The organism is Salmonella sp. SSDFZ69, from assembly GCF_004010755.1.
Taxonomy (GTDB): Bacteria; Pseudomonadota; Gammaproteobacteria; order Enterobacterales; family Enterobacteriaceae; genus Salmonella; species Salmonella enterica.
In genome coordinates this window covers 2,188,597-2,203,384 of record NZ_CP034831.1, presented here as the reverse complement: position 1 = coordinate 2,203,384, position 14,788 = coordinate 2,188,597, and the positions used below count along the sequence as shown (strand labels likewise).

The window sequence follows — 14,788 nt, the reverse complement described above, 5'->3', positions numbered from 1 at the left end:
CGGCCTCCCAACTGCTTTAGCGCATTACCAGTCCAGCTTCGATGCGCCTTCTGTCGTCTGCACTATTTCACTGGTTTTAATAACGCGATGATAACCATAAGCATCAGCGTATTTCGTCATTCCGGTTGCGGTGTCAACCTCCGGCTTACCCTGCGTTTCAATAATCTCTCCCGTCCGGGTCGTCATGGTATAGGTCGTTGTACATCCGGCTAGCATCAACACTGATAAGCTAAGTACCGTAATAAGACTACACTTTTGCATTTCTTGTTTCCCTGACACCTCTATTTTTGATGTACTTTACCGAATACCGCAACGGCAAGATGGATGATTAGGGCTATTGCTCCCTGTTTGTCCGTATCTGACTGGCTCAGGTTTTTTGATGCGCTGCGTTAATCCGGCAGTAATCGCTCCAGCACATCCCCAGCCAGAAGCACGCTCTCCTGAAGACGCTCCAGGCTATACCCCGCTCGCGCCTTGGCGGAAAGCCCCGCCATTAGCGTCCCCATAAAGTCCGTCGTCCGGTCAGCCTCTTGCGGATACCGCATGGCGACATAAGTGCGAATCAGGTTTTCAGCAGCGATGTAAAACTCGCAGGCGGCCTCTCGTGCCGGTTTATCGTTACAATGAGCGCCCTCCAGAACCAGACATCCGGTGGCATCAGGATCGGCAGCGTAACGTCTTGCCGCTTCCACCAGCACATCGATAAGACACTTCGCGGTCGGGCGATCGTGACGCAGAAGCGCCCCGAGCGGAATCGCGTCGGTCATCCTGTAACGCTTTAATACGCGAGTATACAGCCCCAGCTTGCTGCCAAACGCCGCATAGAAACTGGGAGGATTGATCCCGAACGCTTTTGTCAGATCCGCTACGCTCACCGCGTCGTATCCGCGCGAATGAAATAAGTGTTGAGCGGTTTCAATGGCTTGCTCCGGATCGAACTGGCGAGGGCGACCCGGCGTTCGGCTATGTTTTGTAGTCATTACTACATAACTCCTTGACGGCATGATTTCATTACGCATATTGTAGTGGCTACTACAATATCATAAAGGACATCCTGATGATGCTATTTCGCAACAAATCTGTACTGGTTTTAGGGGGAAGTCGTGGTATCGGCGCGGCTATTGTACGACGCTTTAGCGCTGACGGCGCATCGGTCGTTTTCAGCTACGCCGGATCGCGTGAAGCCGCCGAAAAACTGGCAGCGGAAACCGGAAGCACCGCCATCCAGACGGATAGCGCCGATCGGGATGCCGTCATCAGCCTCGTGCGTGAGTACGGACCACTGGATATTCTGGTCGTCAATGCGGGCGTGGCTCTCTTCGGCGATGCGCTGGAACAAGATAGCGATGCGATAGATCGTTTGTTCCGTATTAATATCCATGCGCCTTACCATGCGTCAGTCGAAGCAGCCCGCAATATGCCGGAAGGTGGACGCATTATTATTATCGGTTCCGTGAATGGCGATCGGATGCCCGTACCGGGAATGGCCGCGTACGCTGCCAGTAAATCAGCCCTGCAAGGGCTGGCGCGCGGCCTGGCCCGTGATTTTGGCCCCCGCGGGATTACGATAAATGTGGTGCAGCCAGGCCCCATTGATACCGACATCAATCCGGAAGATGGCCCCATGAAAGAGCTGATGCACAGTTTCATGGCAATCAAACGACACGGAAGACCTGAAGAAGTGGCTGGAATGGTGGCATGGCTTGCCGGTCCGGAAGCTTCTTTCGTCACCGGCGCGATGCACACCATCGATGGTGCCTTCGGCGCCTGACGGCCAGGCGAATATCACACGGTTGCCGTCTACGCTCCGGCAACCGTGTTAGAAGCTGTTCATGCGAGAAAACATCCGCAAGCGCCGGGATCAATCGTGGATTTTAACGCCAAGACAACCGCGAACAAATTCAGGATTAAAATGCTTCACCGCTTCGCCAACGTAGCCTAAATCAAGGGCGTTGATTTGAGCCATTTCGTTATCCGTTAGTGAGAAATCCCAGATGGCAAAGTTCTCTTCAATACGTTCCTGTCGAGTGGATTTAGGAATAACCGTGACGCCACGCTGCACGTTCCAACGCAGGACAACTTGCGCGATGGTTTTTTGATGGGCATCGGCAATCCTTTGAAGCATGACATTTTCATACGGTTTATGTCTCCCGCCGCCTAACGGCGCCCACGCTTCAGGCTGAACGTTATAATGCTTCATGGTTTCCAGCGCGGCGGGTTGTGCAAAGTATGGATGCAATTCGACCTGGTTTACCATTGGCGTAATTCTGACGGTTTCACAGAAGTTGGCTAACACATGCGCATAGAAGTTGGACACGCCAATGGCTTTTAGTTTACCGGCTTCATAAGCGTCTTCCAGCGCGCGCCACGCACTAAAATAATCGCCCATTGCCTGATGCAATAAATAGAGATCAAAATAATCTAACCCGGATTTTTTCAGCGACGCTTCAATACCTGCTTTGGCCAGATCGTAGTTAGCCATATCTTGCACCCACAGTTTAGAAGTAATAAATAACTCCTCACGGGTACACAGACCTGTCGCGATGGCTTTACGAACAGCGTCACCAACGGCATCTTCATTGCCGTATACCGCAGCGGTATCGATAAGACGATAACCGCTGCGAATAGCGCTTAACACTGACTGCTGACATTCTTCTTTGTCGGTTACCTTAAAAACGCCAAAACCTACCATAGGCATTTTAAGGTTGTTACTTAATATTGAATATTCCACGCTAAAGCACCCTTTCGTCGCAAAGACGCCATGATAAGAGCAAAAGACAGGTACAATGAGTATTGTTAAATCCGATTATATTTATACAAAAAGTTCATTAATAACAGTTGTACAGATTTTTTATTGCATCCAAACGTTCAGTGCTTGCTATATCCTCGCCGTGTAGCACCTGTTTGATAATGCCTTTTACTTATGCGTCAAAAACCAGTACCGTCATTTTGACCGTCTGTGAAAAAGTTTTCTGAACAGGCAATGCGATATCCGGAATAATATTTTTAGCGAAGAGGCGCCGGCTGGCTCAGCGCCGTTTTGCACCAGTCATAAAAAGCGCGTACCGCAGGCGGCAGAAACCTGTTTTGCGGATAGACCAGCGCAAGCGGCAAATCGTAAGAATGGTTGTCCATGCAGGTCACCAGCGCCCCGCTGTGCAGATACGGCGCAACCAGATAGCTGGCGACGCGAATTAACCCCAGTCCCTGTATTCCGGCCTGAATATAAGCGTCCGTATCATCGACAACCAGCGTCTCCTGCACCCGCATCGCGTAATCCTTCCCTTCACGCGTAAAAAACCAGTCGGTGGTACGCCCGGTGCGGTGGTTCAGGTAGCCGACCGCATGGTGCTTTTGCAGATCATCTAAATTTTCAGGGCTACCGTAACGCTCAATGTAAGTGGGCGATGCTGCTATCACCCAGTTAAAGCTGGCAAGTGGACGGGCAACCAGCGTGGTGGAATCATCGATCCTGCCGGCCCGAATCACGCAGTCATACCCTTGAAGGATAATATCCTCCACGCTATCGCTGGAACAAAGTATCAGCTCCAGCTCCGGATACTGGCGCAAAAAGGCCGGGAGCGTGGGAATAATGCAATGTCGGGCGAGAGATTGCGGCATCCCCACTTTAAAACGCCCTTTGGGTTGTGCCGCCCGGCCGGGAAATGACGACTCCATGGCCGCGATATCTGCCAGCACTCTTTTGCACTCTTCGTAGTAACGCCGCCCCTCTGCGGTCACGCTAAGTTTGCGGGTTGTACGTTGCAAAAGTTGAATCTTAAGCCAGGATTCGAGTTCTTTAACCACTCGCGATACCGTTGAGCGCGGCACGCCCAGCACTTCGGCGGCTCTGATAAAACTATGGGTATCCACTACGCAAACATAGACCTGCATCGCTTCCAGCTTGTCCATTTTCCCCCCGCCAATTATCCCATTTATCAGAACAGTCTAACCCGTCTTCGGCGTCTTATCGAACGCAGATCCCTGACGTAATCTCTATCTACAGGTGAATCAACACAGAGAGGTGCAAATGAAACAATCCAATAATCAGGTGGGTGAAAAAGTATTGGTGCTGGGCGCGGGACAACTGGGGGCGTCAGTGCTGGCGTCGTTGGTTCCGGCGGTCACACAGCGTAATGGTTCCGTTTGCGTTATTGTGTCAGGGCGATCCAGGGATAAACAGAGCAAACGACGTTCCAGCATTCATCAACAACTGGCGGATGCCGGTGCGCGGTTTATCCCGGTCGACATCGCAGACAGTTCGGTTGCAGCGTTAAAAGATCAATTCCACGGTTTTGATACGATCATCAATTGTATGGGGTTTGTCGCCGGTGCGGGTACCCAGATAAAAATCACCCGCGCGGTACTGGAGGCGGGCGTTAAGCGCTATTTCCCCTGGCAGTTTGGCGTGAATTACGATGTGGTCGGCAAAGGCAGCGGCCAGCCGGTGTGGGACGAACAGTATGACGTCAGGACGCTTTTGCGCGAGCAAAACGTCACAGAGTGGGTGATTGTTTCAACAGGTTTATTTACCTCTTTTCTCTTCGAACCGGCCTTTGATGTGGTCAACTTAGACCAAAAAACCATCAATGCCCTCGGCGGATGGGAAAGGCAGGTCACCGTCACGTCGCCTGCGGATATTGGTCGCCTGACCACTGAAATTTATCTGCATCAGACGCGTATCACTAACGAAGTCGTCTTTGTCGCGGGGGAAACGACCTCTTATGCAAAACTGGCGGAAACGGTCGAACGCGTGACGCAGCAAACTTTTACCCGAGGCGTATTGACGCTACCTGACTTACAGGAGCAACTCCGTTTACATCCGCATGACCCAATGCTGCGCTATCGCGTCGCCTTCGCGCGTGGTGACGGTATGTGGTGGCCGATGAGTGACACCTGGAATGCACAACATCATCTGCCGACACAGGATATTGCCGCCTGGCTGAAAACACAGCAATGAGAACGGCGGCATCAGGCGCTCGCTTAATCCCCATGCCTTCTGCCAGCATCAGGCGGCGGGCGTGGCTACCTTGAGTTAACAAGAAACCAGTACGCATCAGTGCTTCACGATATACATTGTACGGCTATAGGCCACATCTTCCGGGTTAGTAATGGGGTATCCCTTTACCCACGGTTTAATTAACCGGCCATTGGTATACTGATAAATAGGCGCTATAGGCGCTTGTTCCGTTAAAATTTTCTCCGCTGCATTGTAATCCGCGTTACGCGCTTCGGCGGTATTTTCCATCGTCGCTTGCGTCAGGATTTTGTCATAAGTCGGATTAGTAAAGCGTGAAATATTCCCCGTATGCGTGGACGTTAATAAGGATAAGAAAGTCGACGGTTCGTTGTAATCACCCACCCAGGAGGCGCGAATAACATCAAAATTACCGGTATTACGGCTGTCGATATACGTTTTCCACTCCTGGTTTTGCAATTTAACATCCACCCCCAGATTTTTCTTCCACATTGACGCCACCGCAATCGCGATTTTCTGATGGTTTTCTGAGGTATTGTAAAGCAGAGTTAATTTAAGCGGCTTCTGCGATCCGTAGCCTGCTGCACGCAGCAATGTTTTCGCCTGGGCGTTAAGTTCTTCCTGACTCATTTGTTCAAACGGTGAAGGATCGGGCTTAAATCCTGCCGTGACATCCGGTGTAAAATGCCAGGCCGGTTTTTCACCGGTACCTAAGACTTTTTCCGCCATCAAACGGCGATCAATGGTCATACTTAGCGCCAGACGAACGCGGGAATCCGCCGTCGGCCCTTTCTGCGTATTAAACGCATAATAATAAGTCCCTAATTGCGGCGGCGTATAAACTTGCCCTGGAATATCCTTCAATAATTTCTGGTACATATTTTTAGGGAAAGATTCGGTGATATCAATATCACCGGCAAGATAACGTTTCGTCGCAGCCGACTCCTGGTTAATGGGTAAAAATGTCACTTTTTGCAGTACCGTTTTCGCGTTATCCCAGTAATGCGTATTAGGCACGACCACCAGTTTTTCATTTACCACGCGCTCTTTAAGAACATACGCGCCATTGCCAATCAGTTTTCCCGGCTTCATCCAGTCTTTGCCGCTTTCAACATTCGCTTTTTGGACCGGATAAAAGGCAAAACTGGCGGTCAGACTGGCAAACCAGGGCAACGGCTTGTCAAGCTGAACACGCAAAGTGTGCGCGTCCACGGCACTGACGCCAAGCTGATCCGGCGTGACTTTACCGTCGATAATGGCTTGCGCATTAGTGATGCCAGCCAGAGCGGCAAACCAGGCGAAGGGGGAAAGCGTTTTGGGATCAACGAGGCGTTGCCAGCTATAGACAAAATCCTGGGCGGTCACCGGCGTTCCATCGGCCCATTGCGCATCATCCCGCAACGTAAACGTCCAGATACGATTATCATTGCTCTTCCACTGGCTGGCGACGCCAGGGATAATTTCACCCTTTTCGTTCTGGTTAACCAGCCCTTCAAACAGATCGCGGATCACCTGAATTTCAGGCAGCCCAACGGCTTTCGCTGGATCTAACGAAGCGGGCTCATCTTTGATATGACGCACCAGTTCTTGTTTCTCTGCCAGTACCGTTCCGCCGGGAACATCCGCAGCATATGCCAGGGAAAAGCTGCTAACCAACAGCGCACAACAGGTTACTGAAACAGAATGCCTCATAGAAGTTCCTCAAAGATGAGTTAAATGACAACGTAATTATTTGTTTCAGCAGAAAGAAATGCAATTATCTTCCGCCAGAAAGTTGATATCGCGCCATACAAGAGGGTAAATAGAAACCATTTGATAATCGGCGGGTTTTACACAACACTACGATGATTACCCTACTGGTCTCAGCTTCGGGAAACGCGTATGACTGTCACCCGCCCCCGTGCCGAGCGCGGCGCATTTCCGCCAGGCACTGAACATTATGGACGTTCGCTACTAGGCGCGCCGCTAATCTGGTTTCCGGCGCCTGCCGTCAATCGCGAAAGCGGCCTGATACTGGCTGGCACCCACGGGGATGAAACCTCATCCGTGGTGACGCTCTCCTGTGCGTTACGCACCTTAAATCCGTCCCTTCGCCGTCATCATGTCGTACTTGCCGTTAATCCTGATGGCTGTCAACTGGGGTTAAGGGCAAATGCGAATGGCATTGATCTAAACCGTAACTTTCCCGCCGCCAACTGGAAAGCGGGTGAGACAGTTTATCGCTGGAATAGCCGCGCGCAAGAGCGTGATGTCGTGCTGCTAACCGGCGACCATCCCGGCTCAGAACCGGAAACCCAGGCGCTTTGCCAGTTAATTCATCGACTCCAACCCGCCTGGGTCGTCTCTTTTCACGATCCGCTAGCCTGCATTGAAGATCCACGTCGCAGCGAGCTAGGCGAGTGGCTGGCCGATGCTTTTGCGTTGCCGCTGGTGACCAGCGTAGGTTACGAAACGCCCGGTTCGTTTGGCAGCTGGTGCGCCGACCTCAACCTGCACTGCATTACCGCCGAGTTTCCCCCTGTTTCTGCCGATGAAGCCAGCGAAAAATACTTGCTGGCGATGTCGAATCTGCTCCGCTGGCATCCTAAAGATGGAGTTGACCCGTCGTAAAGCGTAGCGCGGGCTCAACATCAACCGCCAGCCATGTTGGGCCATCAAGATCGGCGAAGCTCACCTGCGGCATAAGCGGCAGCGCGGCGCTAATCGCTCTTGATGTACAGAGCATACAGCCCAGCATCAGGCCGAATCCTTGCTCCCGCGCCTCCGTTGCCAGCGCCAGCGCCTCAGTCAGACCGCCGGTTTTATCCAGCTTAATGTTGATCATATCGTAGCGCCCCGTCAGGGCTTTCAGACTACTGCGAGTATGGCAGCTCTCATCTGCACAGATGGGCAACGGATGAATAAAATTTTCCAGGGCGGCGTCATCCTGCGCGGGCAGCGGTTGCTCCAGCATCGCGACATTCAGATCCGCCAGTAACTGGCAACGCGCCGCCAGCCCCTCCGGACGCCACGATTCATTGGCGTCCACAATGAGCGTCGCCTCCGGCACCGCCGAGCGGATCGCCACCATACGTTCGCTAATCAGACGAGCATCGAGTTTAATTTTCAGCAACGTCGCCCCTTTTTCCCATAGTGCCGCCGCACTGGCAGCCATCTGTTCCGGCGTGCCTATCACTACCGTTTGCGCGGTAGTAAAAACCGGGGACAGCGTCACGCCGAGCAGCCCGGCAAGGCTTTGCTGCCGCTGGCGGGCCTGCAAATCCCATAAGGCACTATCCACCGCGTTGCGCGCCGCGCCTGCCGGCAACAGTTTCTGCAATGCTTCGCGAGTCAGCCCGTTTTCCAACTGAGGCACAATACTCATGATTTGCGCCATGACCGAGGCATCACTTTCACCATAACGTGGATATGGCGTACATTCCCCGATGCCTTTTACGCCCTCTTCTTCCAGTTCGACAACGACAACATGCGCTTCGCTTCGGCTACCACGCGCAATAACAAAAGGCGTATGTAACGGCCAGGTTTCCTCATATACCTTAACAGATCTCATCTCTTCCCCTCTGATAGCGCCGGACGCGGCTTGCTACAAATAGTATTTGCCGTGTTAATGAATAATGACTTAAACTGGATTTCGACGTTAACTATAAGTAAATAGGAACATAATTATGTCACAGACTGTACATTTCCAGGGTAACCCGGTCACCGTTGCCAACGTTATTCCGCAGGCTGGTAGCAAAGCACAGGCTTTTACTCTTGTCGCAAAAGATTTGTCTGACGTTTCCCTCAGCCAATATGCAGGCAAACGCAAAGTGCTGAATATTTTCCCAAGCATTGATACTGGCGTATGCGCCGCATCAGTTCGTAAGTTTAATCAACTGGCCACAGAAGTGGAGAATACCGTCGTATTGTGCGTTTCTGCTGACCTGCCTTTTGCACAGTCGCGTTTTTGCGGCGCGGAAGGCCTGAGCAACGTTATTACACTTTCCACTCTGCGTAATAACGAGTTTCTGAAAAACTACGGCGTCGAAATCGTTGACGGCCCGCTGAAAGGTTTGGCGGCGCGCGCAGTTATCGTGCTTGACGAAAACGACAACGTTATTTTCAGCCAGTTGGTGGATGAAATCACCCACGAGCCGGATTACGACGCCGCGCTTAATGTCCTGAAGGCATAAGCCAGCGACTGCTGGCGCTATGTTTGTCAGTGCTACAGGCGGTGCTCTTTTGTCACAAGAAGGCCTCTATCCGGAGGCCTTCTTTTTTTCTACTCTTCACCCTTCTTCTGGCTCAGACCATATTCACGCAGCTTATTGGCAATCGCGGTATGCGATACCCCCAACCGTTTCGCCAGTTTACGCGTACTCGGATAGCTACGATAAAGCTGGGTCAGGACAGAACGTTCAAAACGACTGGTAATGTCATCCAGCGAGCCTTCCATCGCATCCTCGCCGACTGCCACCGTCGCGGCATCGTAGTCAGGCAGCAGGATATCCTGCGGACGCAGCTCATACCCTTCCAGTTGCGTCAGCGCCCGGTAAATCGCATTTTTAAGCTGGCGAACGTTACCCGGCCAGCCGTAACGAGTGAGGACCGTACTCAGATCGGCAGACAGTTTCGGTCGCGGAACGCCCTGTTCGTCGGCAAAACGCGCCACGAACAGTTCGGTCAACGGCATAATATCCTGCGGACAATCGCGCAACGGCGGCAAATTAAGCGTCAGAACGTTAAGTCGATAATAGAGATCTTCGCGGAACAGTCCTTTTTGCACCAGCTCCACCAGATTTTTCTGCGTGGCGCAGATAACACGGACATCAACATGAATTTCGTGATCTTCGCCGACGCGACGGAACGTACCATCATTGAGAAAACGTAGCAGCTTCGCCTGCATACGCGGTGACATTTCGCCAATTTCATCCAGCAGCACCGAGCCGCCATTCGCCTGTTCAAAAAAGCCTTTTTTACCTTCCGGCGCATGGCCAAATAGTTCGCTTTCTACCGCATCTTCCGGGATTGAAGCGCAGTTGAGCGCCAGATACGGCTTCGCTGAACGAGGGCTTGCCTGGTGACAGGCATAGGCGAAAAGATCTTTGCCGGTTCCCGTATCGCCGGTAATCAGCAGCGGCGCGCTGAGCATCGCCAGTTTGCGCGCCTGCTCAACGACGTGCTTCATCTTTGCGCTCACGGCAATAATCTGACTAAACGCGCTCAGATCCTGCGTGGACAAATTCTGTAGCTGCTGTCCCATACGAATCGTGGAACGCAACATCACGACCGCCCCGGTCAACACGTATTCGTCATTTTCGTTTTGTAAATGTACCGGCGTAATCTCCATCAGGAAGTTTTGCCCGTTGATCACGACATGTTCGTTATGGGAGCTTTGCGGGTTACCGTCCAGCCAGCGCTGAAAATTGAAGCCGTTGATTAATTGTGCGGCGGTATGGTGCCGCATTCGCTCCTGGCTCTGGGCAAAAAGCTGACAACTCGCCGGGTTCGCCATCTCCACTTTACTCTTCATATCCAATGAGAGCACCGGCTCCGGCAACGCCTCAAGCAGCGCGCTCAGGGCCAGATGTTCACGTTCGGACGGCATCCAGGGAACGGTACGGACATCCGTTACGCCGGAAATACGGCGGATTTCGGCCATCAGGCTGCTGAAGTCGGTGAATTCCAGCTCAGCAAAATTAAGATAAATTCGCCCAATGGGATCAATCTCGATTCCGCGTAAATCAATGCTACGTAACACCAGTAAATCAAGTAATTCGCGGGTCAGACCAAGTCGGTCTTCACAAAAGACTTCCAGACGCATGGGAACCTTCACCTGAATAATGAACCATTAAATAGATGATAAGCCACTATTCGGCTGGCAGGAAGGATTCTGTCAACAAATATTGACAGCATGGCGGAAAAACGGGCGCTGCGGCGTAAAGCCAGGCAATCAGCGCCCTGTGGAAGGTCATTTCTCAGGCGACGACTTACTCTTTTGCAGCGTCTCTTTTAGCTGACCGATAAGCTGACGACGAAAATCACCGAGACGTGGTTTATCGTTGTCGATCCACGGCAATGGTCGACATAGCTCCATCGCTTTTATTCCCAGTCGAGCGGTAAGGAGGCCTGCGCCAATCCCCTGCGCCGCGCGCGTGGACAAGCGTGCGGCCAGATCCTGAGACATCCAGTCCATACCGACTTCACGCACCAGCTCACTGGCCCCCGCGAACGCGATATTCAGCAACACCAGACGGAACAGACGAAGGCGGCTGTAATAACCAAGTTCAATGCCATACAGCGTTGCGATACGGTTAATCAGGCGTAAATTACGCCAGGCAATAAACGCCATATCCACCAACGCTAACGGACTGACGGCGATCATCAGAGTCGATTCCGCGGCGAAACGGCTAATCTCACGTCGCGCCTGCGCGTCAAGTACCGGCTGTACCAGATGCGCATACAAGCCGACGATTTCCCTGTCGTTTTGCGTTTCGTGAATAGCGGCATACCAACGTTGTAATGCCGGATGTGATTGATCAATCCCCGCCTGCTGCGCCAGTTTTTCGCAAAATGCGCGACCTTTCCCGACGCTATGGCTATGTAACAGTTCACGCGCTTCATCGCGTTCATGCGCCCGCTGGCGCAAGCGCCATAATCGCCGCCACTCCGTGACCACCGATCCCACGCCAGCGCCAACGATCAGCGCGCCTGCGGCACAGCCGCCTAAAGCGACCCAGTCCTGAGTTTGCCAGGCATTCATTGTCCACTGTGCGCCTTGCCCGACCACGCTCGCGCCAAACAGCGCCAGCCCTCCCATCACCATTTTACGCCACAGGCTGCGTTTGGGGCGCAGCGCGGCATCGACCGCCGCTTCTGCCACGCCTTCGTCTTCCGGGCGCTCATCGATAGCTGCAGGCGCAAATGTACGCGACTCCGCTTCGCTGAAAGTTTGCTGCGCTTTGAAGGCCGACGTAGGTTCCTCCTTTAGCGGTTCTGCAAAATCAATACGCGGTTTTAACGGTTCGCTCATCGCAGCTTATCTCCTATTAAAAACTCCAGCGCAGCGTCCAGACGAATATGTGGTAACGGTTTATCAACATCCATCACCTGCGGACGAAAGGCTTCGAACTGAAAACCCTGACTATCCCAAAACGCTTGTCCCGGCAAACGCGAAGGCACTTCGCCGGGGTACACGGTTAACGGCGCGCCGTCACTCAAACGGTTTCCACGTAAAGCCGGGATTTTTTCACCGTTGACCTCAATCACGCCGCTGGTGGTCGCCTGTACCGACGCCAGCCCCAGGCAATCCATACTAATGCCTTCAAACGCGGCATTTTGCCAGGCATCCTGAATAAGCTGCTGGAGCAAGGCCACCATATTGGCATGTTGGTCGAGGGTGACATGGTCGGCTTTCGTCGCGGCGAACAGCAATTTATCAATCACCGGCGAAAACAAACGGCGAAACAGAGTTCGCTGGCCATAGTGAAAACTTTGCATCAACTGCGTTAAGGCGAGACGCATATCATTAAACGCCTGCGGCCCGCTATTAAGCGGTTGCAGACAGTCGACCAGTACAATCTGGCGATCAAAGCGTAGAAAATGATTTTTATAGAACCCTTTGACCACTTTTTCGCAATAGTAGTTAAAGCGTTCGCGCAGCATTCCAGCGTTGGTCTGTTTATCCGCCTGCGCCAGTTTTGACTCGCCGAAGGCGTCCACATCCGGCCACGGGAAAAACTGCAACGCTGGCGCACCCGCCATATCGCCCGGCAAAACAAACCGTCCAGGCTGAATAAAATGCAATCCCTGCGATTTACACTGATGCAAATAATCCGTCCAGGCGGCGGCAATCTCCGCCAGCCGGTTTTCATCGGCGGGCGCCAGCGGATCGAGCCCGTCGCAAAGTTGCCGCCATTTTGCGGCCCACTCAGCGCGTTGCCCTTGTAACAAGCCGTTCATCTGACGGGACCAGCTTAAATAATCCTGAGCCAGCATGGGCAGATCGAGTAACCATTCCCCTGGATAGTCCACAATCTCCAGATACAATGTCGAGGTATCTTTAAAATGGCGCAGCAGCGAGTCGTTGGAGCGATAGCGCAACGCCAGCCGAATCTCACTGACGCCGCGCGTCGGTGTGGGCCATGCGGGAGGATTGCCATAAAGCTGAAGTATCCCCTCATCGTAGGTAAAACGGGGAATACCAAAATCACGTTGAGGCACGCGCTTTACGCCAAGCAGGCGTTCTTCGCGTACCGCGCTGAGCAACGGTAAGCGCGCGCCCGCGTGGACATTAAGCAACTGGTTAACCATCGCCGTGATAAACGCTGTTTTACCGCTGCGGCTCAACCCGGTTACGGCAAGACGCAAATGCCTGTCTACCCCACGATTGACCAGCGCGTTGAGTTCAGTTTTAAGTCGCTTCATTGACATCCTGTTGAGCCTGAAGAGAAGAAAAAATAATAACGAGCCTGCGTTATAGATATGTGCAAAAACGTTATTATCAACTACCCGGAGAGATCAACAACGGCGCATTAAGCGCCGCGGTTAGTATGAGTATTGAGCAATAGATTATCTATTTTTTTACTTTCGGCATATCAAGACGACTGATGCCGCCCATATTCATCGCGTGCGTATACCCCATATCAAGCAACATTTGTTTTGCCATGCCCGACTGTCGTCCGGAGTTGCAATATAACTTTACCGTATCGTTCCTGTCTGGAACTACCGTTTCGATATGAGATTTAATCTCCTTCAATGGGATATTAATCGCGCCCTGAATATGCTCTCGCTGATATTGTTCCGGAATGCGGACATCTATCCAGTATTCTGCGGCATAAAGCGGCATGGCTATGAATAACGCTAACGCAAATATTCCTTTTTTCAACATACTTCCGTCCTGACACGTAATGTATTTCGCACACACTATACGCCAGAGCTTAACGAAATATTATGACCAGACTCGCTATTTGTAACGCTGCGAAATTTTATTCGCCGCCTTACGAAGTACTGGCTCCAGCGCAAACGCCAGCAACATTTTTAGCGGACGACGGGCGACGGATTTTACCGCCCATCCCGCCACGCCGGCAGGCCCGTAGCGTAACGCGGTCAACAGAACCAGCTTACCTGCTATTTTGAAGCCGGGCTTCACCTTCTGCCCGACGCGTTGCCAGCGAGTATTCATCTTCACCTTCCCGATATATCACTTACAGTTGACGGAAACGACTACGCAGTGTGAACGTATCTGACGTGACGTAGCGTTCCATTTCTCGCAAACGCTTTTCGCCTGCGGCAAGCTCTCTGTCTACGGTATCCAGCAGTTCGCCGCTGGTCGGCTGCGGTTTGCCTGCGGCCAGATTATCCGGCATAGGGTCCAGTACAAAAGACAGAACGATATAGGCCACTACGGTAAAAAACGCCAGCCCAAAGAAAATCGACAGCACGACCAGAATACGCACCAGTTTTACCGGTACATCAAGGTAGTCGGCGATCCCGGCGCAAACGCCACGCACCATGCCCTTTTGCGGCATACGCCATAGTTTTTTATTCAGATTGATTCCACCCATTAGCGCTCTCTCCAGTTCGGATGCTCTGCATCAAGAATGTCTTCCAGCGCCTGAATGCGCTCGCGCATACGTTGCGCGTCGTCTGTGAGTTGCAGTAAGCGTTGCTGCTCGCTTTGCGACAGTTCTCCCCGACCGGCGCGGTTGCTGTAATGCAGCCACAGCCAAATCGGTAACACAAACAACACAAAAATGGTTAACGGGATGGCCAGAAATAGCGCGCTCATGCGTTCTCCTTACACCTAAAGCTGATGAGCGACGGCGCGTA

Annotated in this window: 17 protein-coding genes; 4 read left to right on the top strand and 13 right to left on the bottom strand. The window is 52.5% G+C overall.

Annotated elements, in window-relative coordinates; all coding sequences use genetic code 11:
* Positions 1-24: 24 nt before the first annotated feature.
* A complete protein-coding gene (locus EOS98_RS10950) occupies positions 25-261 on the bottom strand; it encodes a YgdI/YgdR family lipoprotein (protein ID WP_001168016.1) in 237 nt (78 codons plus the stop codon).
* A gap of 128 nt (positions 262-389) precedes the next feature.
* Positions 390-980 (bottom strand): TetR/AcrR family transcriptional regulator, encoded by a 591-nt coding sequence (locus tag EOS98_RS10945; protein WP_076726649.1) that lies wholly within the window; start codon positions 978-980, stop codon positions 390-392.
* Positions 981-1,057: 77 nt separating this feature from the next.
* Here EOS98_RS10945 and bdcA point away from each other — a divergent pair, with 77 nt between their 5' ends.
* Positions 1,058-1,771 carry an SDR family oxidoreductase gene (gene bdcA / locus EOS98_RS10940; protein ID WP_000979084.1) on the top strand — a complete coding sequence of 238 codons (714 nt, stop codon included), beginning with the start codon at positions 1,058-1,060 and terminating at the stop codon, positions 1,769-1,771.
* 90 nt (positions 1,772-1,861) lie between these two features.
* Here the strand turns inward: bdcA and EOS98_RS10935 are convergent, their stop codons facing one another.
* Positions 1,862-2,731 carry an aldo/keto reductase gene (locus EOS98_RS10935; protein ID WP_000456780.1) on the bottom strand — a complete coding sequence of 290 codons (870 nt, stop codon included), beginning with the start codon at positions 2,729-2,731 and terminating at the stop codon, positions 1,862-1,864.
* Between the two features lie 275 nt (positions 2,732-3,006).
* A complete protein-coding gene (locus tag EOS98_RS10930) occupies positions 3,007-3,912 on the bottom strand; it encodes a LysR family transcriptional regulator (protein WP_023201119.1) in 906 nt (301 codons plus the stop codon).
* Between the two features lie 118 nt (positions 3,913-4,030).
* Here EOS98_RS10930 and EOS98_RS10925 point away from each other — a divergent pair, with 118 nt between their 5' ends.
* Positions 4,031-4,960, top strand: a complete 930-nt coding sequence (locus tag EOS98_RS10925; RefSeq protein WP_126524046.1) for an aromatic alcohol reductase — start codon at positions 4,031-4,033, stop codon at positions 4,958-4,960.
* Between the two features lie 96 nt (positions 4,961-5,056).
* Here EOS98_RS10925 and EOS98_RS10920 read toward each other — a convergent pair whose 3' ends face one another.
* A complete protein-coding gene (locus EOS98_RS10920) occupies positions 5,057-6,670 on the bottom strand; it encodes a peptide ABC transporter substrate-binding protein (RefSeq protein ID WP_001216553.1) in 1,614 nt (537 codons plus the stop codon).
* A gap of 189 nt (positions 6,671-6,859) precedes the next feature.
* Here EOS98_RS10920 and mpaA point away from each other — a divergent pair, with 189 nt between their 5' ends.
* Positions 6,860-7,588: a murein tripeptide amidase MpaA gene (gene mpaA / locus EOS98_RS10915; protein ID WP_000219125.1), complete on the top strand. Its 729-nt coding sequence runs from the start codon at positions 6,860-6,862 to the stop codon at positions 7,586-7,588.
* Here the strand turns inward: mpaA and ycjG are convergent.
* Positions 7,563-8,528: an L-Ala-D/L-Glu epimerase gene (gene ycjG, locus EOS98_RS10910; protein ID WP_001258076.1), complete on the bottom strand. Its 966-nt coding sequence runs from the start codon at positions 8,526-8,528 to the stop codon at positions 7,563-7,565. The two genes, mpaA and ycjG, sit on opposite strands and share 26 nt — an antisense overlap.
* A gap of 115 nt (positions 8,529-8,643) precedes the next feature.
* Here ycjG and tpx point away from each other — a divergent pair, with 115 nt between their 5' ends.
* Entirely contained in the window at positions 8,644-9,150 is a 507-nt protein-coding gene (tpx, locus tag EOS98_RS10905) for a thiol peroxidase (RefSeq protein ID WP_000084401.1), read from the top strand.
* An 89-nt stretch (positions 9,151-9,239) separates the two neighbouring features.
* Here tpx and tyrR read toward each other — a convergent pair whose 3' ends face one another.
* From tyrR to pspB, 7 genes are all read right to left on the bottom strand, one after another.
* Positions 9,240-10,781 (bottom strand): transcriptional regulator TyrR, encoded by a 1,542-nt coding sequence (gene tyrR, locus EOS98_RS10900; RefSeq protein WP_001235493.1) that lies wholly within the window; start codon positions 10,779-10,781, stop codon positions 9,240-9,242.
* A gap of 147 nt (positions 10,782-10,928) precedes the next feature.
* Positions 10,929-11,990 carry a YcjF family protein gene (locus tag EOS98_RS10895; protein WP_127821167.1) on the bottom strand — a complete coding sequence of 354 codons (1,062 nt, stop codon included), beginning with the start codon at positions 11,988-11,990 and terminating at the stop codon, positions 10,929-10,931.
* Complete coding sequence (locus EOS98_RS10890; RefSeq protein ID WP_000825860.1) at positions 11,987-13,384, bottom strand: YcjX family protein; 1,398 nt, start codon at positions 13,382-13,384, stop codon at positions 11,987-11,989. Before EOS98_RS10890 ends, EOS98_RS10895 begins: the two co-directional genes overlap by 4 nt.
* Before the next feature lie 148 nt (positions 13,385-13,532).
* Positions 13,533-13,847 carry a thiosulfate sulfurtransferase PspE gene (gene pspE, locus EOS98_RS10885; protein WP_000913428.1) on the bottom strand — a complete coding sequence of 105 codons (315 nt, stop codon included), beginning with the start codon at positions 13,845-13,847 and terminating at the stop codon, positions 13,533-13,535.
* 75 nt (positions 13,848-13,922) lie between these two features.
* Positions 13,923-14,141, bottom strand: coding sequence for a phage shock protein PspD (gene pspD, locus EOS98_RS10880; protein ID WP_001097610.1), 219 nt, complete (start codon positions 14,139-14,141; stop codon positions 13,923-13,925).
* 22 nt (positions 14,142-14,163) lie between these two features.
* A complete protein-coding gene (gene pspC, locus EOS98_RS10875) occupies positions 14,164-14,523 on the bottom strand; it encodes an envelope stress response membrane protein PspC (protein WP_000508938.1) in 360 nt (119 codons plus the stop codon).
* Entirely contained in the window at positions 14,523-14,747 is a 225-nt protein-coding gene (gene pspB / locus EOS98_RS10870) for an envelope stress response membrane protein PspB (RefSeq protein ID WP_001274953.1), read from the bottom strand. The genes pspC and pspB overlap by 1 nt, the downstream gene beginning before the upstream one ends.
* Positions 14,748-14,788: the final 41 nt, after the last annotated feature.

Bases quoted from the DNA above. Each gene is read 5' to 3' on its own strand.
- pspE (WP_000913428.1), bottom strand. From the start codon at position 13,847: ATGTTGAAAAAAGGAATATTTGCGTTAGCGTTATTCATAGCCATGCCG.
- EOS98_RS10890 (WP_000825860.1), bottom strand. From the start codon at position 13,384: ATGAAGCGACTTAAAACTGAACTCAACGCGCTGGTCAATCGTGGGGTA.
- tpx (WP_000084401.1), top strand. From the start codon at position 8,644: ATGTCACAGACTGTACATTTCCAGGGTAACCCGGTCACCGTTGCCAAC.
- tyrR (WP_001235493.1), bottom strand. From the start codon at position 10,781: ATGCGTCTGGAAGTCTTTTGTGAAGACCGACTTGGTCTGACCCGCGAA.
- ycjG (WP_001258076.1), bottom strand. From the start codon at position 8,528: ATGAGATCTGTTAAGGTATATGAGGAAACCTGGCCGTTACATACGCCT.
- mpaA (WP_000219125.1), top strand. From the start codon at position 6,860: ATGACTGTCACCCGCCCCCGTGCCGAGCGCGGCGCATTTCCGCCAGGC.
- bdcA (WP_000979084.1), top strand. From the start codon at position 1,058: ATGATGCTATTTCGCAACAAATCTGTACTGGTTTTAGGGGGAAGTCGT.
- EOS98_RS10895 (WP_127821167.1), bottom strand. From the start codon at position 11,990: ATGAGCGAACCGTTAAAACCGCGTATTGATTTTGCAGAACCGCTAAAG.
- pspC (WP_000508938.1), bottom strand. From the start codon at position 14,523: ATGGGTGGAATCAATCTGAATAAAAAACTATGGCGTATGCCGCAAAAG.
- pspD (WP_001097610.1), bottom strand. From the start codon at position 14,141: ATGAATACTCGCTGGCAACGCGTCGGGCAGAAGGTGAAGCCCGGCTTC.
- EOS98_RS10920 (WP_001216553.1), bottom strand. From the start codon at position 6,670: ATGAGGCATTCTGTTTCAGTAACCTGTTGTGCGCTGTTGGTTAGCAGC.
- pspB (WP_001274953.1), bottom strand. From the start codon at position 14,747: ATGAGCGCGCTATTTCTGGCCATCCCGTTAACCATTTTTGTGTTGTTT.
- EOS98_RS10945 (WP_076726649.1), bottom strand. From the start codon at position 980: ATGACTACAAAACATAGCCGAACGCCGGGTCGCCCTCGCCAGTTCGAT.
- EOS98_RS10950 (WP_001168016.1), bottom strand. From the start codon at position 261: ATGCAAAAGTGTAGTCTTATTACGGTACTTAGCTTATCAGTGTTGATG.
- EOS98_RS10925 (WP_126524046.1), top strand. From the start codon at position 4,031: ATGAAACAATCCAATAATCAGGTGGGTGAAAAAGTATTGGTGCTGGGC.
- EOS98_RS10930 (WP_023201119.1), bottom strand. From the start codon at position 3,912: ATGGACAAGCTGGAAGCGATGCAGGTCTATGTTTGCGTAGTGGATACC.